General features: G+C 73.2%; 25 protein-coding genes. 20 read left to right on the forward strand and 5 right to left on the reverse strand.

Annotation, left to right across the window (positions count from 1 at the left end; translation table 11 throughout):
- Positions 1-4: 4 nt before the first annotated feature.
- The 16 genes from ACFYPM_RS03060 to ACFYPM_RS03135 are packed head-to-tail and all read left to right on the forward strand — an operon-like array spanning position 5 to position 11836.
- Positions 5-799, forward strand: coding sequence for an alpha/beta fold hydrolase (locus ACFYPM_RS03060; protein ID WP_387190668.1), 795 nt, complete (start codon positions 5-7; stop codon positions 797-799).
- Positions 796-1776: a thioesterase gene (locus tag ACFYPM_RS03065; protein WP_387190671.1), complete on the forward strand. Its 981-nt coding sequence runs from the start codon at positions 796-798 to the stop codon at positions 1774-1776. Before ACFYPM_RS03060 ends, ACFYPM_RS03065 begins: the two co-directional genes overlap by 4 nt.
- A complete protein-coding gene (locus tag ACFYPM_RS03070; protein WP_387190674.1) occupies positions 1760-2950 on the forward strand; it encodes a beta-ketoacyl-[acyl-carrier-protein] synthase family protein in 1191 nt (396 codons plus the stop codon). Before ACFYPM_RS03065 ends, ACFYPM_RS03070 begins: the two co-directional genes overlap by 17 nt.
- Entirely contained in the window at positions 2947-3861 is a 915-nt protein-coding gene (locus ACFYPM_RS03075; protein WP_387190677.1) for a beta-ketoacyl synthase N-terminal-like domain-containing protein, read from the forward strand. Before ACFYPM_RS03070 ends, ACFYPM_RS03075 begins: the two co-directional genes overlap by 4 nt.
- A gap of 28 nt (positions 3862-3889) precedes the next feature.
- On the forward strand, positions 3890-4684 hold the full coding sequence (locus ACFYPM_RS03080; RefSeq protein WP_387190680.1) for an SDR family oxidoreductase: 795 nt from the start codon (positions 3890-3892) through the stop codon (positions 4682-4684).
- Between the two features lie 33 nt (positions 4685-4717).
- The gene (locus ACFYPM_RS03085; RefSeq protein WP_387190683.1) at positions 4718-5833 is read left to right on the forward strand and encodes a beta-ketoacyl synthase N-terminal-like domain-containing protein; all 1116 of its coding nucleotides are present in this window, start codon (positions 4718-4720) and stop codon (positions 5831-5833) included.
- Between the two features lie 54 nt (positions 5834-5887).
- Complete coding sequence (locus tag ACFYPM_RS03090) at positions 5888-6097, forward strand: hypothetical protein (protein ID WP_387191436.1); 210 nt, start codon at positions 5888-5890, stop codon at positions 6095-6097.
- 7 nt (positions 6098-6104) lie between these two features.
- The gene (locus ACFYPM_RS03095; protein WP_387190686.1) at positions 6105-6368 is read left to right on the forward strand and encodes an acyl carrier protein; all 264 of its coding nucleotides are present in this window, start codon (positions 6105-6107) and stop codon (positions 6366-6368) included.
- On the forward strand, positions 6365-6745 hold the full coding sequence (locus tag ACFYPM_RS03100; RefSeq protein WP_387190689.1) for a hypothetical protein: 381 nt from the start codon (positions 6365-6367) through the stop codon (positions 6743-6745). Before ACFYPM_RS03095 ends, ACFYPM_RS03100 begins: the two co-directional genes overlap by 4 nt.
- The gene (locus tag ACFYPM_RS03105) at positions 6742-7242 is read left to right on the forward strand and encodes a 3-hydroxyacyl-ACP dehydratase FabZ family protein (RefSeq protein ID WP_387190692.1); all 501 of its coding nucleotides are present in this window, start codon (positions 6742-6744) and stop codon (positions 7240-7242) included. Before ACFYPM_RS03100 ends, ACFYPM_RS03105 begins: the two co-directional genes overlap by 4 nt.
- Positions 7239-7979 carry a 3-oxoacyl-[acyl-carrier-protein] reductase gene (gene fabG, locus ACFYPM_RS03110; protein WP_387190695.1) on the forward strand — a complete coding sequence of 247 codons (741 nt, stop codon included), beginning with the start codon at positions 7239-7241 and terminating at the stop codon, positions 7977-7979. Before ACFYPM_RS03105 ends, fabG begins: the two co-directional genes overlap by 4 nt.
- Positions 7980-7986: 7 nt before the next feature.
- The gene (locus tag ACFYPM_RS03115; protein WP_387190697.1) at positions 7987-8667 is read left to right on the forward strand and encodes a 2-hydroxychromene-2-carboxylate isomerase; all 681 of its coding nucleotides are present in this window, start codon (positions 7987-7989) and stop codon (positions 8665-8667) included.
- A gap of 25 nt (positions 8668-8692) precedes the next feature.
- Entirely contained in the window at positions 8693-9601 is a 909-nt protein-coding gene (locus tag ACFYPM_RS03120) for an alpha/beta hydrolase (RefSeq protein ID WP_387190699.1), read from the forward strand.
- Positions 9602-9622: 21 nt separating this feature from the next.
- Positions 9623-10810, forward strand: a complete 1188-nt coding sequence (locus ACFYPM_RS03125; protein ID WP_387190702.1) for a beta-ketoacyl-[acyl-carrier-protein] synthase family protein — start codon at positions 9623-9625, stop codon at positions 10808-10810.
- Positions 10803-11684 carry a beta-ketoacyl synthase N-terminal-like domain-containing protein gene (locus ACFYPM_RS03130; RefSeq protein WP_387190704.1) on the forward strand — a complete coding sequence of 294 codons (882 nt, stop codon included), beginning with the start codon at positions 10803-10805 and terminating at the stop codon, positions 11682-11684. Before ACFYPM_RS03125 ends, ACFYPM_RS03130 begins: the two co-directional genes overlap by 8 nt.
- The gene (locus ACFYPM_RS03135; protein ID WP_387190707.1) at positions 11681-11836 is read left to right on the forward strand and encodes a hypothetical protein; all 156 of its coding nucleotides are present in this window, start codon (positions 11681-11683) and stop codon (positions 11834-11836) included. The genes ACFYPM_RS03130 and ACFYPM_RS03135 overlap by 4 nt, the downstream gene beginning before the upstream one ends.
- Before the next feature lie 53 nt (positions 11837-11889).
- Here ACFYPM_RS03135 and ACFYPM_RS03140 read toward each other — a convergent pair whose 3' ends face one another.
- From ACFYPM_RS03140 to ACFYPM_RS03150, 3 genes are all read right to left on the reverse strand, one after another.
- Positions 11890-12675 carry a peptidase gene (locus ACFYPM_RS03140; RefSeq protein WP_387190710.1) on the reverse strand — a complete coding sequence of 262 codons (786 nt, stop codon included), beginning with the start codon at positions 12673-12675 and terminating at the stop codon, positions 11890-11892.
- Positions 12675-13958: a VWA domain-containing protein gene (locus ACFYPM_RS03145; RefSeq protein WP_387190713.1), complete on the reverse strand. Its 1284-nt coding sequence runs from the start codon at positions 13956-13958 to the stop codon at positions 12675-12677. Before ACFYPM_RS03145 ends, ACFYPM_RS03140 begins: the two co-directional genes overlap by 1 nt.
- Before the next feature lie 368 nt (positions 13959-14326).
- Positions 14327-15988, reverse strand: a complete 1662-nt coding sequence (locus tag ACFYPM_RS03150) for a dolichyl-phosphate-mannose--protein mannosyltransferase (RefSeq protein WP_387191438.1) — start codon at positions 15986-15988, stop codon at positions 14327-14329.
- A gap of 141 nt (positions 15989-16129) precedes the next feature.
- On the opposite strand from ACFYPM_RS03150, the gene rsmI reads away from it, so the two are divergent.
- Complete coding sequence (gene rsmI / locus ACFYPM_RS03155; protein WP_387191440.1) at positions 16130-16969, forward strand: 16S rRNA (cytidine(1402)-2'-O)-methyltransferase; 840 nt, start codon at positions 16130-16132, stop codon at positions 16967-16969.
- Between the two features lie 25 nt (positions 16970-16994).
- Here rsmI and ACFYPM_RS03160 read toward each other — a convergent pair whose 3' ends face one another.
- Positions 16995-17867, reverse strand: coding sequence for a hypothetical protein (locus ACFYPM_RS03160; RefSeq protein WP_387190716.1), 873 nt, complete (start codon positions 17865-17867; stop codon positions 16995-16997).
- A gap of 461 nt (positions 17868-18328) precedes the next feature.
- On the opposite strand from ACFYPM_RS03160, the gene metG reads away from it, so the two are divergent.
- The gene (gene metG / locus ACFYPM_RS03165) at positions 18329-20131 is read left to right on the forward strand and encodes a methionine--tRNA ligase (protein WP_387190719.1); all 1803 of its coding nucleotides are present in this window, start codon (positions 18329-18331) and stop codon (positions 20129-20131) included.
- Positions 20132-20176: 45 nt separating this feature from the next.
- Here the strand turns inward: metG and ACFYPM_RS03170 are convergent, their stop codons facing one another.
- On the reverse strand, positions 20177-21424 hold the full coding sequence (locus tag ACFYPM_RS03170; RefSeq protein WP_387190722.1) for a hypothetical protein: 1248 nt from the start codon (positions 21422-21424) through the stop codon (positions 20177-20179).
- 109 nt (positions 21425-21533) lie between these two features.
- Here ACFYPM_RS03170 and ACFYPM_RS03175 point away from each other — a divergent pair, with 109 nt between their 5' ends.
- Positions 21534-22433, forward strand: coding sequence for a TatD family hydrolase (locus ACFYPM_RS03175; protein ID WP_387190725.1), 900 nt, complete (start codon positions 21534-21536; stop codon positions 22431-22433).
- Between the two features lie 46 nt (positions 22434-22479).
- Complete coding sequence (gene rsmA / locus ACFYPM_RS03180) at positions 22480-23349, forward strand: 16S rRNA (adenine(1518)-N(6)/adenine(1519)-N(6))-dimethyltransferase RsmA (RefSeq protein ID WP_387190728.1); 870 nt, start codon at positions 22480-22482, stop codon at positions 23347-23349.
- The last annotated feature ends 5 nt before the right edge of the window (positions 23350-23354 follow it).

Genomic DNA, 23354 nt, shown 5'->3' on the forward strand with positions numbered 1-23354 from the left:
CGTGGTGCCCAGCCCGAGCAGTGTGACGGTTCGGCCCGCACCGGGTTTCCCGGCGCCGCGCGGCGGATCCGGCCGGGTGCTGTTGCTGCCGGGGCTGGCCGGTGGCGCCCGAATCTGGCAGCCGCTGGCCGCCCGGTTGCGCGGGACCTGTGATGTCTACGAGGCGGCTTTGCCGTGGAACAGCGGCGGCCGCCCTGACTGGGCGCTGAGCGGCGATCCGGTGGCGGCCCTCGGCGCGGCGATCGACGGCGTCGACGGCGGCCGGTGCGACGTCGTCGTCGCGCACTCGTACGCGGCGACGCTCGCGCTGCACCACCTGGCCCGTCGGCCTGCCGGCCCGCCGCCGGCGCTGATGCTGATCTCGCCGTTCTACCGAGCGCACCCGACCGACTTCGAGTGGTCGGACATCACCTACTACCTCAACGACTTCCACCGCATCCTCGAGGCCGGGCTGACCGTCCGCTCCGGCGGCCGGGTCAGCGGCGAGCTGCTGCGCGACCTCGGTGCGCGCCTGCGGGAGGTGATCGGCCCGTACGGCTGGATGCGGTTCTTCGACGCCTACCTGCAAACCGCATCGCTGGACCTGAGCGCCTGGCCCGGCCCGGTGGTCGTGGTCGCCGGCGCGGACGATTTCGCGGCCCGTCCGTCCGACGCCGAGGCGCTGAGTCGCCACCTGCCGCACGCCGTCCTACACGTCCTGGCGGACTGCGGACATTTCCCGATGGCCGAGCGGCCCGACGAGGTCGCCGCCCTGCTGCTCGCCCACTGCTTGCCGACCCGAGATCAGGAGCTTCGATGACCACCACCCTGCCCGCCACCGCAGACCTGTTGTCCGTCAGCGAGACGCTGGTGCGCCCGCGTTACGAGGGCTCGAACATCTGCTCCTGGATCGGTTTCAAACACGTCAACTACCTGGTCGAGGAGGCTGTGCTCGACTACTTCCGGCAGAGCGGCCTGCCGTCGCGCAAGCTCTACGAGCAGCACGCCCTCGGGCTGGACCTGGTGGTGCTCAACACCCGGATCGCGCACGCCTTCCACCTCGACGACCTGGCCCGGGCCACGGTGACCTTCAAGGACGTCAGCGGCGGCGAGATGGTCCTGGCGGTCACGATCGAGGTCGACCGCGAGTCCGGCCCGGTGCGGGCGGTCACCTCGACGGTCCGGGTCCAGCTGCGGGTCGCCGCCGGAAGCGGGCCGGCCGGTCCGCCGCCGTCCGCGATCTCGGATCTGGTCACCGACCACATCACCCGCGACGCCGGCCCGGTCGACGCCCGGCGGGCGCTGCCGCTGACGGTGGCCGAGCTGGCGGCCGAGGGCAACGCGGTGGTCTGGCGCAGCCGGATCCCCTACTTCTACTGCCATTTCACCGAGCGGCTGCAGATGTCGGGTTACCTGCGCCTGATGGAGGAGGCGGTGGACGTCTTCCTGGCCGAGCGCGGCGCCTCGATCAAGACCCTGCTGGACGAGCAGAACTGGATTCCGGTGGTCCCGCACTCCAACGTGACAATCCTCGACGAGGCACTGATGGAGGAGACGATCTACACCCTGTTCACCGTCGAGCAGGTGTTCAAGCGGGCCACCTACACCGCGCGGCTGGACTGGTTCGTCGAGCGCGACGGCCGGCTGGTACGCACCGCCACCGGCCAGATCACCCACGGGTACGCGGTCATCCTGGACCGTAGCGACTGGACCCTGGTCGACTTCGACGACCGGCTCTACCACGCGGTCAGCCGGCCGTCCGGCCGGCGGGTGCTGAGCGGTGACGACCTTGCGTAGTGTCGTGGTCACCGGGATCGGCGCCGTCTCCTGCCTCGGCGCGGACGTTCCGGCGTTCTGGCGGGGTCTGCTGGCGGCGCGCTCGGCACCGTCCGCGATCGATGACCCGCTGGCCCACATGCCGTACCCGCTGGTCTACCAGGTCGACAACCGGGGCGTGCCGGCCGGGCCGCAGGCGGTGGCCGACGTGCCGCTCGGCCGGGCGGCCCGGTTCGCCGTCGCCGCCGGCCGGGCCGCGGTCGCCGACGCCGGGCTCACCGAACCCGAGACCCGGGCGGCCGCCCTGGTCTTCGGCTCCGAGATGGGCAATTCCGATGTGGACGAGAGCCGGCGCGCCGACGGTGCCTCCGGTCCCAGGTCGCGCTGGCACTCGCCCGCGGTGACCGCGGCGGCGGTCAGCGCGACGCTCGGCCTGGCCGGAGCGAGCACCAGCATCAGCAACGCCTGCGCGGCCAGCGGCTACGCGATGGTGGTGGCGCTGGACATGATCCGCAGCGGCGAGCACGACACGGTGCTGGTCGGCGGGGCCGAGGGCCGGTCGCGGGTGGCCCTGGGCGCCTTCAACCGGCTGGGCGCGGTCGACCCCGACCGGTGCCGGCCGTTCGACCGGCACCGCCGCGGCACGATCTTCGGCGAGGGAGCGGCGATGCTGGTCCTGCAGGACGCCGCGACCGCGCGCCGGCACGGCCGGACGCCGTACGCCGAAGTCGCCGGTGGCGCCTGGAGCTGCGACGGCTACCACGCCACGGCGCCCGACCCGACCGCCCGGCAGCTGCTGCGGGCGATGGGCGAGACCCTCGGTGAGAGCGGGCTCAGCGCCGGCCAGATCGGCTGCGTGATCCCGCACGGCACCGGCACCCGGCACAACGACGTCATGGAGAGCCGCGCCCTGTGCGAGTTCTTCGGCACGTACCGCCCACCGCTGCTCAGCCTCAAGTCGTCGCTCGGGCACACGGCCGGCGCGGCGATGGCGTTCGCCTGCGTGGCCGCCGCCCTGGTGCTGCGGCACGGCCTGATCCCGCCGAGCCCGCGCCTGGGTGAGCAGGATCCGGAGTGCGACGTGTGGATCCCGCAGGACGAGCCGGTGCCGATCGGCCCGGCGGCGATCCTGCTCAACGCGCTCGCCTTCGGCGGCAACAACGTCTCCCTGCTGATCAAGGGGCTCGGGACGTGAGGACGGTCCAGGTGTGGGGCATCGGCTCGGTCGCGCTGCGGACCGAGGGTGGCGGGGAGCCGACCGACTTCGACATCACCCGCTCGTTCAGCGGCCGCGGCTACCGCCGGCTGCCCGCCGCCTGCCAGTACCTGCTGGCCGCCGCGCAGCGGGCGGTCGATGACTCGGCCGAGCTGATCGGATCGGTTCCGCCGGAGCGACGCGGGGCCTTCGTGGGCACGAACAACGCCGGCAGCCGCCTGCTCGCCGAGATGGACGAGGCGATCATCGGCGGCAGCTCGGACGACATCAGCCCGATGCTCGCCCCGTTCTTCTCGCTGAGCCTGTTCGCCGGCCGGCTGTCCATCGAGTACGCCCTGCGCGGCGGGAACCTGACGATCACCTCGCCGCGGACCGCCGGGCTGGAGGCGGCCGCCGTGTGCCTGCGCTCGATCGCGGCCGGCCGGGCCGACCTGGCCGTGCTGGGTGCGATGGAGGACAGCCCGCCGCCCGGCGAACCGGGTCACCGCGACGGCGACGTGGGCGCGGTGGCGCTGATCTGCGCCCGGCCCCATCCAGGCGGGTCGGAGCTCAACCCGTACGGAAGCTTCGAGGTCGCCACCGGTCACCTCTCGCCGGACCAGCCGGTCGAGCCGGTCCTCGACCGGGTGTGGTCCCGGCTCGGCCAACCGGAGCTGGCGGTGAGCGTGTTCGCCGACGACACCGCGACCGGTGCGGCGGTGCTGACCTGGCTGGTCCGGCGTCGGCACCGGGTGACGCTCTACCCGCCCGGCCCGGGCTGTCTCACACCGTTGCACCACCTGAGCGAGTCGTTTCGCCGGCCGGGCGCGGACCTGGTCGTCGTCGCCGCCGCCGCCGAGGGCAACGTCGCCTTCGCGCGCTCGCGGGTGGCCGTCCGGACCCCGGCATGAAGGCACGAAGGAAGCAGGTGAGATCACGATGCTTGTCCCGCTGCGCGGGTCCTGGGCGCTGATCCTCGGCGTCTCCAGCGGTATGGGCCGGGCCACGGCCCGGGCGCTGGCGGCCGAGGGGGTGAACGTCCTGGGCGTCTACTTCGACCGCGACGAAGGGGAGAAGATGGCCGAGGAACTGGCCGGCGAGCTGCGCGAGCAGGGCGTCGAGGCGCACTTCTTCAACCGCAACGCCGCCTCGTCGGGCACCCGCGAGGAGGTGACCGAGACGGCCGCCCGGCTCACCGGTCCGGCCGGTCTGCGGATCACCCTGCACTCGCTGGCGTTCGGCACCCTGTTGCCGTACCTCGGCGAACCCGGGGCCGAGACGGTGGCGCCGCGCCAGATGGCGATGACCGTCGATGTCATGGCGCACAGTCTGGTCTATTGGACGCAGGCCCTACACGGCGCCCGCCTGCTCCGGCCGGGCGCCAAGATCTACGCCCTGACCAGCTCGGGCACCTCCCGGATCATGCCGTCCTACGGCGCCGTCTCGGCGGCCAAGTGCGCGCTGGAGTCGCACGTGCGCCAGCTTGCGGTCGAGCTGGCCCCGGCCGGCGTCGCGATCAACGCGCTGCGGGCCGGCATCACCATGACGCCCGCCCTCGAGCTCATCCCGGGCGGCCCGGCCCTGGCCGAGCTCGCGCGCACCCGCAACCCGCACCGGCGCATCACCGTGCCCGAGGACGTCGGCGAGGCGGTGCTCGGACTGTCGCTGTCGGACTCGTCCTGGCTGACCGGCAACGTGATCGGAGTCGACGGTGGCGAACTCGTCTCAATCTGACGACCCGCTCTACCCGAGAGGAGCACCCCAGCCATGACCCTGCGGCCGGTCATCTCACACTGGTCCGCGGTGTCGGCGTTCGGCGCCAGCGCCGCCGCCTTCACCGACGGGCTCCGCGATCAGCTCAGCGCGGTCAGCACCCTGCCCGGCGACGGCGCGGCGATGCCGTACCCCAGGGGCGCGGTCATTCCCGGCTTCTCCCCGGCGGCCGCGCTGGGCAAGAAGGGCACCCGCTCGATGGACCGCGTCACCGCTCTGGCCGTGGCGACCGTAGGCAACCTGCTCGCGGACGGCTGCGCCGACCTGGCCGCGGGCGAGGACCCGCTCGGTCTGGTGCTCGGCACCAGCAACGGCAGCCTGCAGAGCATCATGGACTTCACCCGGGATTCGCTGGTGCGCAGCCGGCCGTACGACGTCGATCCGGCACGCTTCCCCAACACGGTGATGAACTGCGCCGCCGGGCAGTGCGGCATCCGGTACGGCCTGCGCGGCCCGAACACCACCATCGCCGGTGGGCGCACCGCCGCCCTGCTCGCCCTGCGCTACGCGATCCGCATGCAGCACGGCCGGTACGCGGCGAGTCTGTTGTGCGGCGCCGCCGAGGAGTTCTCGGACCAGCGGTGCTGGCTCGACTACCACACCGAACGCCCGACCGATCCGCGGGAGCGGGTGCTCGGCGAAGGCTGTGTGATCTTCCTGGTCGAGCCGGAGGAGCACGCCCGAGCCGCCGGGCGCCGACCGCTGGCCGAGGTGCTCGGGCTGGGGTTCGGGGTGTACGGCCGGCACGCGAGCCCGGACACCGTCCTGGCCCGCGTCATCACCCGCTGCCTGGACCAAGCCGGGCTGCGGCCGTACGACATCGATACGGTCGTGCCGTCGCAGCCGACCGGCGAGCTCGGCCGGCTGGAGTCCGCGGCCCTGCGCAGCGCGTTGCCCGGCACCCGGGCCCGATGGCTGGAGGTGGTCGGCCGGCTCGGCGAGACCTCCGCCGCCTCGGCGGCGTTCCAGATCGCCGCGCTGCTGCCGGTGCCCGGCGCGCCCGCGCCGGCGTCCGCCGAGACGGCCCTGGTGACCTCGGTCGACCGGGACGGCTCGCTCGGCTGTGCCCTGATTCGGGTCCGGGCCGGCGAGGAGGCAGACGATGACTGAGGTCTCGCAGCGCGACCGGGTGCTGGTCGGCATCGACGTGATGCCGGCCGACCTCTGGCGCGGCTGCCGGCGGCCAAGGGCCGCGACACTGACGACAACGTGCACCGCAACTTCGGCGTGCCGCACCCCGAGGGCTACCGCAGGGCGATGCGGTTGTTCACGCTCGCGTTCCACCGCCGACTGCTGCGGCACCCCGAGTTCCGGTCCGGGGCGTACCGCCTCGGACTGGTCGAATCCATGAGCTCCGGTGACGGAGAGAGATGAGGTCGCCATGAGTGACAACACCGAGCCGCTGGTCGACAAGGACGAGCTGCGCCAGCTTATCGCCGACGCTGTCGACGTGGGAGTCGAGGAGGTCGGCGACGACACCGATTTCGTCAGCGAACTCGAGGTCGACTCGCTGATGGCGCTGGAGATCGTGGTCCGGGTCGAGAAGCAGTACGGAGTCAAGATGCAGGAATCCGAGCTGAAGTCGGTCACCTCGCTCGACGCGGTCGCCGAGCTGCTGTCCGGCAAGCTGGCGGCCCGGGCGTGAGCGCCGGCATCCGGTCGGCACTGAGCATCCCGGTGCACGCGCACTGCGGCGCCGACGGGGTGATCATCGCCCGTACCGTCGCCGAGGCCGGCCTGCCCCTGCTCCGCGGGCACTACCCGGGGTTCCCGGTGTTCCCCGCGGTCTTCCTCATCGAGTGCGCCCACCGGGCGATCACCGCGGTCGCCGGTCCCCGGCGGCTGGCCGGTGTGGAACGCAGCCGGTTCCACAGCCCGGTGCTGCCCGGCGACGAGGTCCGGTTCCGGATCGAGCAGACCGATCCGGCCGGGGCGTTCCGCTGCGTGGCCGAAACGGACCGGGGCACGGCGGCCGAGATCCGCCTGCGCTATCAGACCGACCGGGAAGGAGACCGCCGATGAACCTCGGACCCCCCGAGATCGCCGCGGCGCTGCCGCACCGCTATCCGATCCTGCTGCTCGACCGGCTGACCGAGATCGTGCCGGGCGAGCGGTTGACCGCACTCAAGGCGGTCACGTACGCCGAGAGCTGGTACGCGGCCGACCTGGGCGCCGTCGCGCCGGGACCCGAGGCGTACCCGGTGGTCCTGCTCGTCGAGTCCTGGTGCCAGGCGGCGGCGCTGCTGGTCGCCTGGGATCGGCCCAACCCGGACGTCCGCACCGGTGCGGTGATGCTCGGCGGCGCGATCAACGGCGTGGAGTTCGGCGGCGACACCCGGCCCGGCGATGTAGTGGAGCACCGGGTCCGGATGCTGCGAGCCACCGCGGACGCGGCCATCCTCACCGGCGAGAGCGTGGTGGCAGGCGAACCAGTGCTGAAGGTGGCGCAGTTCGTCATGGCGATGCGCCCGATCGACGTGCTGCGCCCGTCCCTGGCCGGCGCCGGGGAGCCACGATGAGCGCGCGGCCGGTCGCGCTGGTCACCGGGGCCTCGCGCGGCATCGGCCGGGCGGTCGCGCTGCGCCTCGCCGAGGACGGGTACGACCTGGGCCTGTGCTACCACGCCAGTGCGGAGGCGGCGGCCGAGGTGGCCGAGCTCGCGGCCGGCTTCGGCGGCCAGATCGTCTCCGAACGGGTCGACGTCAGCGACGGCGAGCAGATGCGCGCCTTCGTCACCACAGTCGAGGACAAGCTCGGCCCGCTGGCGACGCTCGTGCCGTGCGCGGGCGTGGTGCGCGACCGGGCCCTGGTGATGATGACCGAGGACGACTGGACCACGGTGTTGCGCACCAATCTGGACGGCGTCTACCACGCCTGCCGGGCCGCGATCTTCTCGATGATGAAGCGCCGCACCGGGTCGATCATCACCATGTCGTCGGTCGCCGGCGTGTTCGGCAACGCCAGCCAGGCCAACTATTCGGCCTCCAAGGCCGGGATCATCGGCCTGACCCTGGCGCTGGCCAAGGAATGCGGGCGGTACGGCATCCGGGCGAATGTGGTGGCGCCCGGTTTTATCGATACCGACATGACCAGGGACCTCACACCCAAGGTCCGGGACAAGGCGGCGGGACAGATCCCGCTCGGCCGCTTCGGCACCGCCGAGGAGGTCGCCGATCTGGTGTCCTTCCTGGCGTCGGAGCGCGCCTCGTACATCACCGGCCAGGTCGTCCGGGTCGACGGCGGAATAGCGATGTGAGGTAGGCATGCACTGGTACTTCTCGCTGCGCAGCCCGTACTCGTGGCTCGCGCACCACGACCTGCTGCACCGCTATCCCGAGACGGCCGCCCGGGTCGAGTGGCGGATGTTCTTCGAGCCCGACGATCAGAGCCTGACCGCGCTGCGGTCGGCCCGGGGCGACTTCCCGTACGTGGCGATGTCGCGGGCCAAGCATTTCTACATCCTGCAGGACGTCCGGCGGCTGGCGGCCGACCGTGGCCTCGAGGTGGCCTGGCCGATCGACCGGCAACCGCGGTGGGAGGTGCCGCACCTGGCCTACCTGGTCGCCGCCGACGCCGGCCGGGGCCGCGAATTCATCGACGCCGTCTACCGGGCCCGCTGGCAGCAGGGCCGCGACATCTGTGACCCGGCGACCATGGCGTCGCTCGCCGCCGACCTGTCGCTGGATCCGAAGATGCTGACCGGGGCGGCCGAGGATCCGGAGCGGCGGGCGGCCGGCGTGCGGGCACTGCTGGCCGTGCACCGCGACGGGGTGTTCGGCGTGCCGTTCTTCGTGGCCGGCCGGGAGAAGTTCTGGGGCATCGACCGGCTGCCCGCATTCGTCGCCGCAACCGCCGTCGTGCCGTCCGATGTGGCCGAACCGCCGGCCGAGCCGCACCGGGCGAGCATGGGCGCGGACCAGGGACACGCCGGTGGCTGTGGTTGACCGCCGGGGCCGGCAGGATGGGCTGATGACGACTTCCGGGAACCGGCTGTCCGGTGTGCTGCTGGCACCCCTGGCCCCGCTCTACGCCCTGACCCTCGCGTACCTGATGGTGCACCCGCCGCGCCGCAAGCCCAAGGCCGGCGACGTGCTGGCGCGGTGGGACCAGGAACACTGGCCGGTCCGGGTGCACGGCGGCCGGATCGAGCTCGACCTGCTCGTGCTGCCCGCCGATCCGGCCCGGGTGGTGGTCGTCGGACACGGGATCGGCCTGGACAAGACCTGGAGCCTGCGCCACGCCGCGATGCTGCGCGAAGCCGGCTACACCGTGGTGCTTCTCGACTTCCGCAATCACGGCCGCAGCGGGGACGACCGGTCGGTGACGTCGTTCAGCCGGCGGTTCACCGACGACGTCCTGGCGGTCGTGGACCAGGTGCGTGGCGACGAGAGGTATCAGGGCGCGCGGCTGGCCCTCTTCGGCTTCTCGTTCTCCACGTTCCCGATGCTCTACGCCGTGTCCCGGATGACCGAGCCGATCGCGGCCATCGTGTGCGACAGCGGGCCGACGCTCGACGTGGCCGCGGTCGTGGAGAATTTCCTGCTCTCGGGCATCGTGCCGGTGCCGGGTCCGCTGCGGGCCCGGCCGGCCTACTCCCTGCTGGCCCGCAGTTACGGCCGGCTCGGGGCGGCGGTCCTGGACTCGCCGGCCGACTGGCCGCCGTCGGTCGAACGGGCCGGGTCGCCGCCGATGCTGATGCTGGTCGGCGATCGGGACACGATCACGCCGGTGGCCGCGGTCGAGGAGATGGCGGCCCGTTACCCGGGCGCGCGGGTCGAGGTGGTGCCGGGCGCGGTGCACCTGCAGGGATTGCGGGCCGGCGGCCCGGAGTACAGCACGGCCGTGCTCGGCTTCCTCGAGCGCGCCATGACCGGATGACCAACGGCGGGGGAGGAACCGATGCGCGTGGTGGTGACCGGACTCGGGGCGGTGTCGTCGCTGGGCGTGGGCGTCGAACCGCTGTGGCAGGGCCTGCTGGCCGGCAAGGTGGGTACCGGCCCGCTGCAGCGGGTCACGGTGCCCGGCCTGCCGGACGCGGTGGGCGGGGAGGTCGTGCCGGCCGGCGTACGGGGGCGTCCGTTGTGCCTCGGCTTCGGACTGCAGGCCGCTGGTCAGGCGGTGGCCGACGCGGGCCTGCCGCCGGGCCGCGACCGGACCGGCGTCTACGTCGGCGCGGTGCTCGGCAACCGCAGCGTGCTGGAGGCGCCGGCGCTGGCCTTCCATCAGGGCGGGGCCGCTCAGCCGGACGCCGGGCCGGTGCCGGGCCCGGGTGAGCTGGCGGCGGCCGTCTCGCGGGAGCTCGGCGCCGCCGGGCCCAGCGTGGTGGTCGGCACCGCCTGCGCCGCCGGCAACACGGCGCTCAGCGTGGCGGTCCGGGCGATCCGGGCGGGCCGGCTGGACGCGGCCGTGGTGTGCGGCGTGGACGAGCTGGCGCCGAGCATGTTCATGTTGTTCGGCAGCCTGCGGGCGATGAGCCGGGACGTGGTGCGGCCGTTCGACGCCGAGCGTACCGGCATGCTGGTGGCCGAGGGCGGCGCGGCCTTGGTGGTGGAGTCCGAGGCGTCCGCCCGGGCGCGCGGGGCGCACCTCTACGGCGAGGTTCTGGCCTGCGCGGACACCAGCGACGCGTACCACATCACCTCGCCGCACCCGCAGGGCCGCGGTGCGAAGGCCGCGATGCGGGCCGCCCTGACCTCGGCCCGGCTGGACCCGGCCGACATCGGTCACATCAGCGCCCACGGCACCGGCACCCGGGCCAACGACACCATCGAGGCGCAGGCGATCCGCGAGGTCTTCGGCCCGGTCACCGACGCCCTGCCGGTGACCTCGCTCAAGGGTGCGCTCGGGCACATGCACGGGGCGGCCAGCCTGATCGAGGCGATCGGCTGCCTGCTCGCCATCCGCGACTCGGTGATCCCGGCGACCGCCAACCTCGTCCGGATCGACCCGGACTGCCGGCTCGAGCTGGTGCTGGGCGAGCCTCGGCACGGCCGGGTCGACGTCGCGCTGAACAACGCGTTCGGCTTCGGCGGCAACATTTCCTGCAGTGTCTTCGCGCGGATCGGATCGGGGTACGGCCGTGACTGAGCTGCTGCTGACCGGGGTCCACGCGCTCACCGGCACCGTCCGGACCGGACCGGAGATCTCGGCGGCCGACACCTACCCCGGCTCGCGGACGACGTGGCCGGTCCGGATCCCGGCCGAGGCGTACCCGGCCCCGGCGCCGCTCGGACGGCGTCAACTGCGCCGGCTCAGCCCCGAAGCGCGCCTGCTGCACCACGCCGCCGACTCGGCCGGCCTGGATGTGCCTCCGGCGGATCCGCAACGGACCGGTGTCTTCGTCGGGTCGACGGCGGCCGGCCTCGGCATGTACCTCGAGGCCCTGCGCGACGGATTCTGCGCCGGCCCGACGACGCTGAGCCCGGTGCTGGCGCCGCAGTCCAGCTACAACGGCGCCGCCTCCGAGTTGTCCAAAGGGCTCGGCGCCCGGGGCGCGGTGATGACCTTCGCGAGCGGCTCGTGCTCGGGCCTGAGTGCGCTGGTGGCGGCGGCCGACTGGGTGGCGGCGGGCGACCTCGACGTCGCCGTCGTGGCGGCGGTGGACGTCCCGTCGCCGGTCCGCGGCTCTCTCCCGCAGGCCGAGGTGGCGGTGGTGGTGGTGCTCGAGTCGGCCGGCCACGTGGCCGCCCGGGGTGCGCGTGCCCTGGCCGTCCTGGCCGGGTTCGCCGAGTCCTGGGACCGCGACCCGGCCGCCGGGGCCCGCCGGGCGGCCGCTGGGGCCGACCCGGCCGGCCGGACCGCATCATTCGTCCCGCGGCCGCAACCGGTCGACCGCGCCGGCGCCGGCGGGCTGCTGACCGTCGCGGAGGCCCTGACCGGCCCGCTGCGCGCGGCCACTCTGATCGCCGTGAGCGACCCCGCCGGTCACGCGGCGGCGGTCCGGCTCACCCCGGCTCGGTGACGGTGGCCGGACGAGGCGCACCGCTGGCCGACCGGCTGGCCATCCGAACGTGGCTGTTGGCCCTGCTGGTCAACGCCCGCGCTGCCACGATGACCATCGACGAGTCCCCCGAGCCCGACCCGGCGGACCCGCGCACCCCGCGCCGCTGCTGAACGCGCCGGTGGCCGCCGCCGACCGGCGGCGGCCACCAGGGCGTGCGGGCGGGTCAGCGACGCCGGGGTCGTCGGGTCAGGCCGAAGCCGACCATGCCGGCGACTGCGGCGAGCACGCCGCCGATGCCGGTCCAGATCCACCGCGAGCCGAGATCCGGCAGCCGGTCCGTGAGCGGGTCGCTCTGGTCGTCGGCAGCGGGGTCCACCGGGGGTACGGCGTCGAGCACCGTGCCGGCCCTGGTGTTCGGCACCAGGGGTGCGGCCAGTTCGCCGTCGTCGGCCGAGGCGCCCCGGTCGGCGATGGTGGCGACCAGCACGTCCACGTCGATCGGCGCGCCCAGGTCCGGCTCGGGCAGGTCGATCACGGAGAGTCGGACGACGTACGGGCCGGGTAGCGGGTCGGCCGACCAGGGCTCGGCCCACGGCCGCACCTCGCGCAGCGTGCAGCCCAGCGCCACGCTCGTCGCCGTGGCGTCCGCGGTCGGGGTCTGCGCCCCCGCCGTGCACGCCTGGCGCCGCCGCAGACCGTCGAAGACGTCGACCGTCCAGGTGGATGCGCCGCTGCGCCCCTTCGGGAAGGTGACGGTGGCGGCGATCTCCTGCACCTGACCGGCGGTCGCCGGGAACGACCAGTAGAGGTGGTCGCCGATCGAGGCGTCCACCCGCACCGGTTGACCGGGGGCGATCGGGGTGGCGCCGAGGAACGACGTGCCGGCCCGGTTCACCGGCGTGGCTCCGGGGGAGGGGGTCGGCGCGGCGACGGCCGGGGCGGGGGGGAGCAGCGCGGCTCCGCCGGCAGCGAGCAGGGCCGCCAGCGAACGTGACAGTGCGATACGCATCAGTTCTCCCTCCAGGTGGCGACCCACCAGCGGGTGAGCAGGCCGGCGAGCAGGCCGGCGAGCAGGCCGACGACGGTGAGCAGGGCGAGCAGGGTCCAACCTCGGCCGAGATCCGGTCCGTCCGGCGCGGGCGCGGCGGCGACCACGTCGATGGTCAACTCCACCGGCAGGCCCGGAGTCGCCGCGGTGCCGGGGCGTGGGGCGAACGAGTTGCTCACCACCAGGCAGACGGTGGTGGGTTCGACGACCGGGGTGGCGCTCTCCTTGATTCGCGCGGCATCCTCGTCGTCGGCCGTGGCGGACCAGCGCAGTCCGGCCGAGAGCACGTCGGCTCGCCCGCTGCCGGCGTCCGCGCCCCGGACCAGTTCCCGGCCGTCCGCCGCGGTGGCCCGCAGCAGCACCCCGTAGTCCCGGTTGACCGCTCGGTCCAGCGCCATGCTCACCGATGCGCGAAGTTCCTGCCCGGGGCGTACCGGCACCCGGTAGTAGCGGTGCTCGGAGAACGCCTCCCGGTCGGCGTAGACGCCGGGGGCGAGTAGTGGCGCCGTGTCGCAGGCGTTCGCGCCGCCGACGATCGTCGGCGCCCGGGTGTTGGTCTCGCCGGCCCGCTCCACGAGCTGCTTGATGCGGCCGGTCAGCTCCTCGGCGCTCTGGGCGGCGGTGTAGGTGCCGCCGGTCGCGCTGGCGATGCAGAGCAGTTGTCGCCGGACCTTCTCGTCGGGGGCCAGGCCGAGGGTGTCGACGACCAGGCTGGTGCCCTGGGCGGCGAGTTCGCGGGCCACCTCGCACGGGTCCGGCGGCGCGCAGGTGTCCTCCCCGTCGGTGATCAGCACGATGCGCCGGGTGGTGGCTCCGGTGCCCAGGTCCTGCGCGGCCGAGCGCAGTGCGAGGCCGACAGGTGTGAACCCGGTCGGCCGCAGCGTCGCCACCGCGGCCTTGGCCGCGGAGCGGTCCACCGGACCGACCGGCACGATCTGCTGGGTGTCCTGGCAGCCGACCTTCTTGTCCTTGCCGCGGTAGGTCGCGCCGAGCACCCGGATGCCGAGCTGGGTGTCCCGCGGCAGTGCGTCCACCACCTCGTTGAAGGCCTGCTGGGCGACCGAGATCCGGCTGCGTCCGTCGATGTCGGCGGCACGCATCGAGCCGCTGACGTCGAGCACCAGCTCAACCCGTGGAGGCTCGGGCACCGGCTCCTCGTCGGCCTGCGCCGGGACCGGCCCGGCCAGTGCGGTGGTCGCCAACAGTCCGAGAAGGACAGCCGCCGATCGTCTGTAGTTGATCACGGCCCGCAGTGTAGTGAGATCCACTTTGGATGATCACTTGGGTTGGCGTGGGTTCCGGTCCGGCCGCTCCCGGCCCGAGTCGACGAGCATCGCCGGCCGGCCGGTTTCGCGCGCTGGGTCCACGTCAGGTCACCCTCGGTCAACTGGCCAATGGCAAGCATCGGTTCGGCCGCCATCGGTCGGAAATCTGACTTAAGTTGACCCGTTGTGCCGGTGGTGCGGGGTGGTTAAGCTCTTCATGCGCGCCCCAATCGCCCGCTTCCCCCGTGGCAGGCGATCGGGGCGCGCGTCTTTGTCGTCAAGGGCCCGCACGCTACGGCGTGCGGGCCCTTCTTCGTCGCGCTGTGCGGCGCGTCGCCTGTCGGTGCTTATATCCACCGGCCGTCGAGCCACATTCGGGACAACCAGTCCGAGTACGGGATGAGCTTGCCGACGAAGATCGGATAGAAGTACGCGAAGCAGAGCGCCACCAGCAGTACGTACGCCCCGGCCGCGATGCTGCCCACCAGTCGGCGTTCGTAACTCGGGTCGCCGGGCACCAGCGGCGTCACCGTGCCCACGTCACCCCCGGCGGGAGCGATGAGCGCGCCCAGCACGTACACCACCGCCAGCACCAGGAAGGGCAGCGCCGGCGCGGCGTAGAACGAGAACATCGTCCGGCCGTCGAGGGCGAACCAGAACCACGGCAGCAGGCCGGCGGCCACGGTGAGCAGGATCGCACCGGCCCGCCAGTCGCGCCGAGCCACGCCCAGCCAGGCCAGCGCCACCAGGGCGGGCAGGAAGGACCACCAGAGCAGTGGGGTGCCCAACAGCAGGATCTCGGAGGCGCAGGTCGGCGCGCCGCAGGCGCCGTCACCGGACCAGTGGAACGCGACCGGGCGGCCGAGCAGCAACCACTGCCAGGGCCACGACTGGTATTTGTGCGCGTCGTCGAGTTGGGCATGGAAGCCGTAGGCCGCGCGATGGTATTCGAAGAGGTTGATCAGCGGGCCGATCACCGGTCGGTCACTGAGATGGGCGGCCGGGTAGGCCGACGCGAGCCGGTAGTAGCCGTCGTCGGTGATCAGCCAACCCGACCAGGTGGCCAGGTAGGTGCCGATCATGAGCACGCCGGCCAGCACCAACCAGGGCAGCTCGTTGAGCAGGGCGTCCCGCCACGGCCGGCGGACCCCCGCCGAGCGGCGGACGCCGACCTCCCAGAGAATCACCAGCAGCGCGAAGGCCGGGACGAAGTACAGGGCGCTCCACTTCACGGCGCAGGCGCCGCCGATCAGCACGCCGGCAGCCAACCGCCACCACGGCCAGGTGCGCCAGCCGGTCGGCGGTCGGCCGGCCCGGCCCGGCTGGCTCAGGTCGAGCCCGTCGTCAAGCGCCCGTGCCCAGCGGCGGCGGCGGGCGTCCCGATCGAGCACCAACGCGCCGAACGCGGCCAGCACGAAGAAGAGCAGGAAGATGTCGAGCAGCGCCGCCCGGGACAGCACCAGGTGGAAGCCGTCCAGGGCGAGCAGCAGGCCGGCGGCGCAGCCGAGCACCGTCGAGCGGAACATCCGCCGACCGATGCGCACCAGCAGCAACACCGACAGCGTGCCGATCACGGCCGCCGAGAACCGCCAGCCGAACTCCGGCGCGGTGGTCATCAGGTGCCCGGGGACCGAAACCTTCGAGTCGGCGTCCTGGTAGCCGAAGGCCCACTCGCCGAGGCCGATCAGCCATTTGCCCAGCGGTGGGTGCACGACGTACGACGGGCCGTTGTCCTTGTAGTTCCATTCGACGCCCCGGCTGATCAGCCCGTAGCCGTCCTTGGCGTAGTACGTCTCGTCGAAGATCTTGCCCTTGATGCTGGACAGCCCGACGAAGCGCAGGATCGCCGCGATGGCCACGACCACGGCTGTGGCCGCCCAGGAGAAGCGGTCCACCTGGCTGTCGATGGTGGCGAACCGTCGCCGGATCTGGGCGGGCACGCCGCCGTCACCGGCGGGCGGCGCCGTCGGCTCCTGGTGTGGGCTGGGCTCGCCCGTCACCTCGACCATCTTGGCAGGATCGGCGCTCGGGCTCTGCGCAGTCGACGCACTCGTCACCCGGCGATCGTAGGCTGCCAAGGTGCTCGGTGGCGCCCGTCGTCCCCGATACCGGTACTCGCTGTCGATGAAGGAGACGAATTCGTGGGTGAAATGTCCGAAGCTGGGCGCCTGATCCTGCTCGGTGCCCCGCTCGGCAACCCCGCCGACGCCTCGGCCCGTTTTCGGGAGGTGCTGATCAGCGCCGACGTCGTCGCGGCCGAAGACACCCGCCGGCTCACCCGGCTGGCCCGCGATCTCGACATCACCGTCGGCGGTCGCATCGTCTCCTACTTCGAGGGCAACGAGGAGCGGCGTACGCCCGAGCTGGTCGAGGTCATCCTCGGCGGATACGTGGTGGCACTTGTCACCGACGGGGGAATGCCGAGCGTCTCCGACCCCGGCTACCGGCTGGTGCGGGCCGCGTTGGACGTCGGGGCGTCGATCACCGTCGCTCCCGGGCCGAGCGCCGTCACCACCGCCCTGGCGGTGTCCGGGCTGCCCTGCGACCGGTTCTGCTTCGAGGGCTTCCTGCCCCGCACCCCCGGTGCCCGCCGATCCCGGCTGCGCGCCCTCGCCGCCGAGGCGCGCACGCTCGTCTTCTTCGAAGCCCCGCACCGGATCGGCGCGGCGCTCACCGACCTGGCCGACACGTTCGGCGCGGACCGGCCGGCCGCGCTCTGCCGCGAACTCACCAAGACCTACGAGGAGGTGCTCCGCCGCCCTCTCGGCGAGCTGGCCCGCTGGGCCGCCGAGGGCGACCCGCGCGGTGAGATCACCCTGGTGGTGGCCGGGGCGCTGGTGACCGCACCGGAGCGCCCCGACGACGACACCCTGCGCGCGGCGGTCGCTGAGCGGGAGGCCGCCGGCCGGTCCCGCCGCGACGCCATCACCGACGTCGCGACCGAGTACGCGCTGCGCCGCCGGGACGTCTACACGATCGTGCACAGCTGACCGAGGCTCCCGGCGGACGGCGGGTTCACCAGGCGGCCACCAGGAAGCCGACGGTGATCAGCGCCGGGCCGGTGACGGCGACCGCCACGGCCCAGCGGCGGTGCCGGCGGCCGGGCAGTCGGGTCGACCCGGTCCACCTGACGATGCCGGCGGTGCAGCACAGCACCACCAGTAGACCGGGCAGCCAGCGCAGGTGCCGGACCAGTCCGGTGTCCGCGTACGCGGTGCCGCCGTCGGAGCCGGTCATCCGCGCCGGTAGCGGTGTGCCGGTCGCGTCCGCCCCGGCGGGCACACCGCTGACGCGTACCCCGTGCGCGACGAACCGCCCGTCCTGCTCCGTGAAGATCCCCCGGCACCGCTGGGTGAGCCCGCCGCCGGTGCACTCGACGATCACCACGGTGCCCGCCCGCGCATGCCCGACCGCCAGCCAGAACGGGCCGGCGCTGACCCAGGCGAAGAAGGCCGTGACCAGGCTCAGCGAGACCAGCGCGGCGAGCCCGGGCAGCGGATCCGGCGGTGGGACGCCACGGCTCGGCGCGCGCCGTCGCGCCTGGCGTGAGCCGCGGTCGCGCCTCGGCGACGGGTCCTCCCGGACCGGCGTGCCGTCCCAGTGCACCTGCTCGATCGGCGCCCAGAAGGCGCCGTCGTCGTCCGGTTGGTCACCGCCGGCCCGAAGGCCCCGCGCCCTGCTGCTCTGCTGTCGAACGGGCACCCGACTCGGCACCGCGTCCACCGGCGCCCCGGTGGTCGGCTCCACCTCGACGGCCTCCGCGCCGACCGGTGGGACCGGCGGGTCGGGCCGGGCTGGGCTGGGTACGGGTGCCGCCGGGGTCGGACGGGCCGGGGTGGGCGTCGGTGCGGCCGGCGTGGGCCGGGCCGGGGTGGCGGCGAGATTCATGGCGTCGTCGCGTCTCGGCGCGACCGCCCGTCCGGACGGCGTGTGCTGCTGTTCCGCCGGCCCATCGGCGGCAGTGCCCGGTCGTGGGGCAGTGCCCGGTCGTGGGGCCGGGCTCGGTCGTGTGGCAGCGCCCGGACGTGCGGCCGGGCTCGGTCGCGGCGCGGAGGCCGGGTCGACACCGGGCACCGGCCGAGGCTGGGGCGCGACCCCGGCACCGCGGGGTGCGGCCGGTTCGGGGTCGCCGTCGACCGTCGGGCCGGTGGGAGGTTCCTCGTGATCCCGCGCCGCTCGTCTGCCAGTCACGAGGTTCATTGCACACCGATCGGGAGGGCGTTTCGGGCAGTTGAGCCGCGTGTCGGCGACAAATCGGACCATTGGGCGGGGTGGTCGGTCCGGTCCGCCGGCCCGGCACCCCCCATTGGTTCGCGGATGTCCCCGACGGGTCACTAGGCTCACTGCTCATGAGTCACGTTCTCGCGGCAGTGGCCTGGCCGTACGCCAACGGCCCCCGCCACATCGGCCACGTCTCCGGTTTCGGCGTTCCCTCCGACGTCTTCGCCCGGTACATGCGGATGGCCGGCCACGACGTGCTCATGGTCTCCGGCACCGACGAGCACGGCACCCCGATCCAGGTGCAGGCCGACGCCGACGGGGTGACCCCGCGCGAGCTGGCCGACCGGTACAACAGGGTGATCGTCGAGGACCTGCACGGCCTCGGCCTCACCTACGACCTGTTCACCCGCACCACCACCCGCAACCACTACGCGGTGGTGCAGGAGTTGTTCGAGGGGATGTACCGCAACGGCTACATCGTGCCGAAGACCACCATGGGCGCGATCTCCCCGTCCACCGGGCGCACCCTGCCCGACCGCTACATCGAGGGCACCTGCCCGATCTGTGGGTACGACAGCGCGCGCGGCGACCAGTGCGACAACTGCGGCAACCAGCTCGACCCGATCGACCTGATCGACCCCAGGTCACGGATCAACGGGGAGACCCCGAAGTTCGTCGAGACCGAGCACTTCTTCCTGGACCTGCCCGCCCTGGCCGAGGTGCTGCGGCAGTGGCTGGACACCCGGGACGGGTGGCGGCCCAACGTGCTGCGGTTCTCCCGCAACCTGCTCGACGACCTCCAGCCCCGGGCAATCACCCGGGACCTGGAGTGGGGCGTGCCGATCCCGCTGGACGGCTGGCGGGACCGGCCCGACAAGCGGATCTACGTCTGGTTCGACGCGGTGATCGGTTACCTGTCCGCGTCGATCGAGTGGGCCCGCCGCTCCGGCGACCCGCAGGCGTGGCGCAGGTGGTGGTCCACGGACGGCGAGGGTAAGGACGCCCGGTCCTACTACTTCATGGGCAAGGACAACATCGTCTTCCACTCGGTGATCTGGCCGGCGCTGCTCTCCGGATACTCCGGCGAGGGTTCCCGCGACGGTGAGCCGGGCGAACTGGGTCGGCTCAACCTGCCCACCGAGGTGGTGTCGAGCGAATACCTGACCATGGAGGGGCGCAAGTTCTCCTCGTCCCGCAAGGTGGTCATCTACGTTCGCGACTTCCTGGAGCGCTACGACGCCGACGCGCTGCGGTACTTCATCGCCGCCGCCGGCCCGGAGAGCAACGACACCGACTTCACCTGGGCCGAGTTCCTCCGCCGCAACAACGACGAGTTGGTCGCCGGCTGGGGCAACCTGGTCAACCGGTGCGTCTCGATGGCGGCGAAGAACTTCGGCGCGATCCCGCCGGTCGATCCGGCCGGGCTCACCGAGGCCGACGAGGCGCTGCTCGCCGTCGCCCGGACCGGCTTCACAGGAGTCGGCGACCTGATCGGCCGGCACCGGCAGAAGCAGGCCATCGGCGAGGCCATGAAGGTGGTCGCCGAGGCCAACAGGTACCTGTCCGAGCAGGCCCCGTGGAAGCTCAAGGCCGAGGCGGAAAAGCCCCGGATGGGCACCATCCTGCACGTCGCCCTCCAGGTGATCAGCGACGCCAACACGCTGCTCACCCCGTTCCTGCCGCACTCCGCGCAGCAGGTGCACGAGCTGCTCGGCGGCACCGGCGTACACGCGCCGATGCCGGTCATCGAGCAGGTCGACGACCTGGACGGCGGTCCGGCGTACCCGGTGCTGACCGGGGACTACACCGTCGGCGCGCGCTGGGAGTCGGTGTCGGTCGAGGCGGGCCGGCCGTTGGCCGCGCCGAAGCCGGTGTTCCGCAAGCTCGACCCGTCGATCGTCGACGAGGAGTTGGCCCGGCTGGCCAACTGAACACGTAACGCCCCGGGCGGCGGGTCATCCTGCCGCCCGGGGCCGTCACACCACGTACCGGGCGTCCATCACCTGGTCGTCGGTCACCTCGGCGCCCGGCGCCCAGGCCTCGTAGACCCCCCGCTCCTGGCACTGCGCACCGGTCGCGACCACCGCGTCCGGGTTCGGGTAGCGCAGCCGCACCCGCAACCAACCGGCCTCCTCCCGCAGCACCAGGCACGGCACGCTCCGCCACTGGGCGAATCGGACCCGGCGGGCCACCGCGTTCACCGGATAACGGGCCGCCCGGGTCTTCGCCAGCACCCGGAACCCGCCGGGCAGGTCGGCCACCGCCTCGTACTCGTTGTCGCCGTACCAACCGACAAGCTGGGTGGAGCGCGGAACGTCCGCGTTCGGCACGTACTCCTGGTCCGGGGAGAGGCCCGGCACCGCGGCCAGCAGGTGCCGCCACTGCGGACCCACCATCCGCAGCCAACCGCGCTGCTCGGCCTGGTAGGTGTAGAGCACCACCTCCACCCCCTCCGCCGGATAGGCGATCAGGGCGGCGTTCGCCGGCATCGGCAGGTCGGCGAAGTCGCGGGTGATGAACTCCGGGATGAGGTGACCGTTGCTCGGCACGAAGCCCGTGCCCAGCACCGGCGCGCCGATCCGGTCCCGGGATCCCAGCGCGGTCAGGCCGCGGTGCGCCTCACCCACCGGCACGTCGTAGTCGCCCGGGTCGGACGCCCGCCACCGCAATGCGTACGCCACCTCCGGACCGTCCCTGCCGACCTCACCGTCGGTCCGCAGCACCGTCGTCGTGGCCGGCGTACGTAGGTGCGCCACGTCGTGCTCCCGGTAGCAGAAGCCGTGCGGCAACCAACCCCGCACGTACCCGGCGAGTTGCTGGGCGGAGAGCACCTTGACCATCCGGGTGCCCCGCCGGACCACCGCCGACGCCCGTGCCGCGCCCAGCGTCGGGTCAGCCGCCGCGGCGGGCTGTTGACTGAGCTGGTGCAGGTACGCCCAACCCCGCTCGCGGTGCGCCGGCACCATCAGCGGTGTCTCCGGCTCGTCGGCGGGCTCGTCGGCGCCGTGTACCGCGGTCACCTCGGTGACGTGCACGAATCGGTGCCACGGCAGGGCGCTGCCCGGTCGGGGCGCCCACTCGAAGCCGGCCACCTCGTCGGCGCTGAACAGCTCGTACGCGGCGCCCCGGGCGATCTCCTCGGCCGGGTAGACGCCCCCGCCGAACGCCACGTGCAGCCCGGTGCGTTCGTCGGCCGCGCCGCTCGCGTGGGGTGTGACGCTCATGCTGCCACCTCCCTCTACTGGGTTCGCTCGCTCGGTGGCGACGGTAGAGTCGCGCGGCGTAGTCGGGGTGAACGTCGGGTGGCGGGCAGATGGACAGGCCCGGTGTGTGATGCTGTCGCTGATGAGCGAGCCCACTGAATCCCGTCGAGAGCGTGCCGCCCGGCGGGCCGGAGAGTTCCCGCCCGCCCCCGAGCCGCTGCCCCGGCCGGTGCTGGACAGCCACACCCACCTGGACATCACGGTGAGTGAGGCCGGTGTGCCAGGCGGCGGGCCGGCCGACGACCCGGTCGCGGTGGCGATCTCGTTGGCCACCACGGTCGGCGTGGACCGGCTGGTCCAGGTGGGGGTCGACGTCGCCTCCTCGCGATGGGGCGCGGACACCGCCGACAGGTATCCCGCCGTGCTGGCCACCGTGGCGCTGCACCCCAACGAGGCGCCCCGCCTCAACGACCTCGACGAGGCGCTGCGGGAGATCGAGTCTCTCGCCGCCCGCGACCGGGTCCGGGGGATCGGCGAGACCGGCATGGACTTCTTCCGGACCGGCGACGAGGGGCGTGCCGCGCAGGAGGCCAGCTTCCGGGCGCACATCGCCATCGCCAAGCGGTACGACAAGGCGCTTGTCATCCACGACCGGGACGCCCACGCCGACGTGCTGCGGATCCTCGACGACGAGGGTGCACCGGAGACGGTGGTGCTGCACTGCTTCTCCGGTGACGCCGAGTTCGCCCGCGAGTGCGTGCGCCGGGGCTACCTGTTGAGCTTCGCCGGCACCGTCACCTTCGGCAGCGCCACCGCCCTGCGGGAGGCCGCCGCGCTCACCCCGCTGGACCAACTGCTGGTGGAGACCGACGCGCCGTACCTCACGCCGACGCCGCACCGGGGGCGGCCGAACGCGTCGTACCTGATCCCGCTCACCGTCCGCGCGCTCGCCGCGACCACCGGCAGTGACCTGGACGAGTTGTGCGCGGCCATCTCCGCCACCGGTGACCGGGCCTTCGGCCCGTGGTGAGCCCGGCCCGACGGTCGGCCCCGACCCCGTCGCTACGCTGCCAGCCATGACCGGTCTCCTCGGCCCGGCGGAGATCCGGGAACTCGCCGCCCGGCTGGGCGTCGCGCCCACCAAGAAGCTGGGCCAGAACTTCGTGCACGACCCGAACACCGTCCGCCGGATCGTCACCGCCGCCGGGCTGACCCCCGACGACGTGGTCCTGGAGGTCGGCCCCGGGCTCGGCTCGCTGACCCTGGGCCTGCTGCCGGTCGCCGGGCACGTGCACGCCGTGGAGATCGACCCGGTGCTCGCCGGTGCGCTGCCGGAGACCGTCGCCCGGCACGCCGGCGCGGACGCCGACCGGCTCACCGTGCACCGCGCCGACGCGCTGCGCGTCGACGCCGCCGAGCTGGCCGACCCACCGCCGACCGCGCTGGTGGCGAACCTGCCCTACAACGTGGCCGTGCCGGTGGTGCTGCACCTGCTCGCCGTGCTGCCCACCCTGCGGCACGGCCTGGTGATGGTGCAGAAGGAGGTCGCCGACCGGCTCGTCGCCGGTCCCGGCTCCAAGGTGTACGGCATCCCGTCGGTCAAGCTCGCCTGGTACGCCCAGGCCCGAAGCGCCGGCAAGGTGCCGCCGAACGTGTTCTGGCCGGTGCCCAACGTCGACTCCGGTCTGGTCGCCTTCACCTGCCACGAACCGCCGCGCGCCGACGTACCCCGCAAGCAGGTCTTCGCCGTTGTCGACGCGGCGTTCGCGCAGCGCCGCAAGACGCTGCGCGCCGCCCTGGCCGGCTGGGCCGGTGGCCCGGACCGGGCCGCCGCCGCGCTCACCGCCGCCGGCGTCGACCCCGGCGCCCGGGGGGAGTCGCTGACCGTCGAGCAGTTCGCCGCCATCGCCGCGTCGGCTCCGGCCGGTACGCGTACCGCGAAGTAGGCTGG

The organism is Micromonospora sp. NPDC005203, from assembly GCF_042872705.1.
Classification (GTDB): domain Bacteria; phylum Actinomycetota; class Actinomycetes; order Mycobacteriales; family Micromonosporaceae; genus Micromonospora.

Bases quoted from the DNA above. Each gene is read 5' to 3' on its own strand.
- ACFYPM_RS03065 (WP_387190671.1), top strand. From the start codon at position 796: ATGACCACCACCCTGCCCGCCACCGCAGACCTGTTGTCCGTCAGCGAG.
- ACFYPM_RS03080 (WP_387190680.1), top strand. From the start codon at position 3,890: ATGCTTGTCCCGCTGCGCGGGTCCTGGGCGCTGATCCTCGGCGTCTCC.
- ACFYPM_RS03085 (WP_387190683.1), top strand. From the start codon at position 4,718: ATGACCCTGCGGCCGGTCATCTCACACTGGTCCGCGGTGTCGGCGTTC.
- ACFYPM_RS03095 (WP_387190686.1), top strand. From the start codon at position 6,105: ATGAGTGACAACACCGAGCCGCTGGTCGACAAGGACGAGCTGCGCCAG.
- ACFYPM_RS03105 (WP_387190692.1), top strand. From the start codon at position 6,742: ATGAACCTCGGACCCCCCGAGATCGCCGCGGCGCTGCCGCACCGCTAT.
- fabG (WP_387190695.1), top strand. From the start codon at position 7,239: ATGAGCGCGCGGCCGGTCGCGCTGGTCACCGGGGCCTCGCGCGGCATC.
- ACFYPM_RS03115 (WP_387190697.1), top strand. From the start codon at position 7,987: ATGCACTGGTACTTCTCGCTGCGCAGCCCGTACTCGTGGCTCGCGCAC.
- ACFYPM_RS03120 (WP_387190699.1), top strand. From the start codon at position 8,693: ATGACGACTTCCGGGAACCGGCTGTCCGGTGTGCTGCTGGCACCCCTG.
- ACFYPM_RS03125 (WP_387190702.1), top strand. From the start codon at position 9,623: ATGCGCGTGGTGGTGACCGGACTCGGGGCGGTGTCGTCGCTGGGCGTG.
- ACFYPM_RS03140 (WP_387190710.1), bottom strand. From the start codon at position 12,675: ATGCGTATCGCACTGTCACGTTCGCTGGCGGCCCTGCTCGCTGCCGGC.
- ACFYPM_RS03150 (WP_387191438.1), bottom strand. From the start codon at position 15,988: ATGGTCGAGGTGACGGGCGAGCCCAGCCCACACCAGGAGCCGACGGCG.
- rsmI (WP_387191440.1), top strand. From the start codon at position 16,130: ATGTCCGAAGCTGGGCGCCTGATCCTGCTCGGTGCCCCGCTCGGCAAC.
- ACFYPM_RS03160 (WP_387190716.1), bottom strand. From the start codon at position 17,867: ATGAATCTCGCCGCCACCCCGGCCCGGCCCACGCCGGCCGCACCGACG.
- metG (WP_387190719.1), top strand. From the start codon at position 18,329: ATGAGTCACGTTCTCGCGGCAGTGGCCTGGCCGTACGCCAACGGCCCC.
- ACFYPM_RS03170 (WP_387190722.1), bottom strand. From the start codon at position 21,424: ATGAGCGTCACACCCCACGCGAGCGGCGCGGCCGACGAACGCACCGGG.
- ACFYPM_RS03175 (WP_387190725.1), top strand. From the start codon at position 21,534: ATGCTGTCGCTGATGAGCGAGCCCACTGAATCCCGTCGAGAGCGTGCC.
- rsmA (WP_387190728.1), top strand. From the start codon at position 22,480: ATGACCGGTCTCCTCGGCCCGGCGGAGATCCGGGAACTCGCCGCCCGG.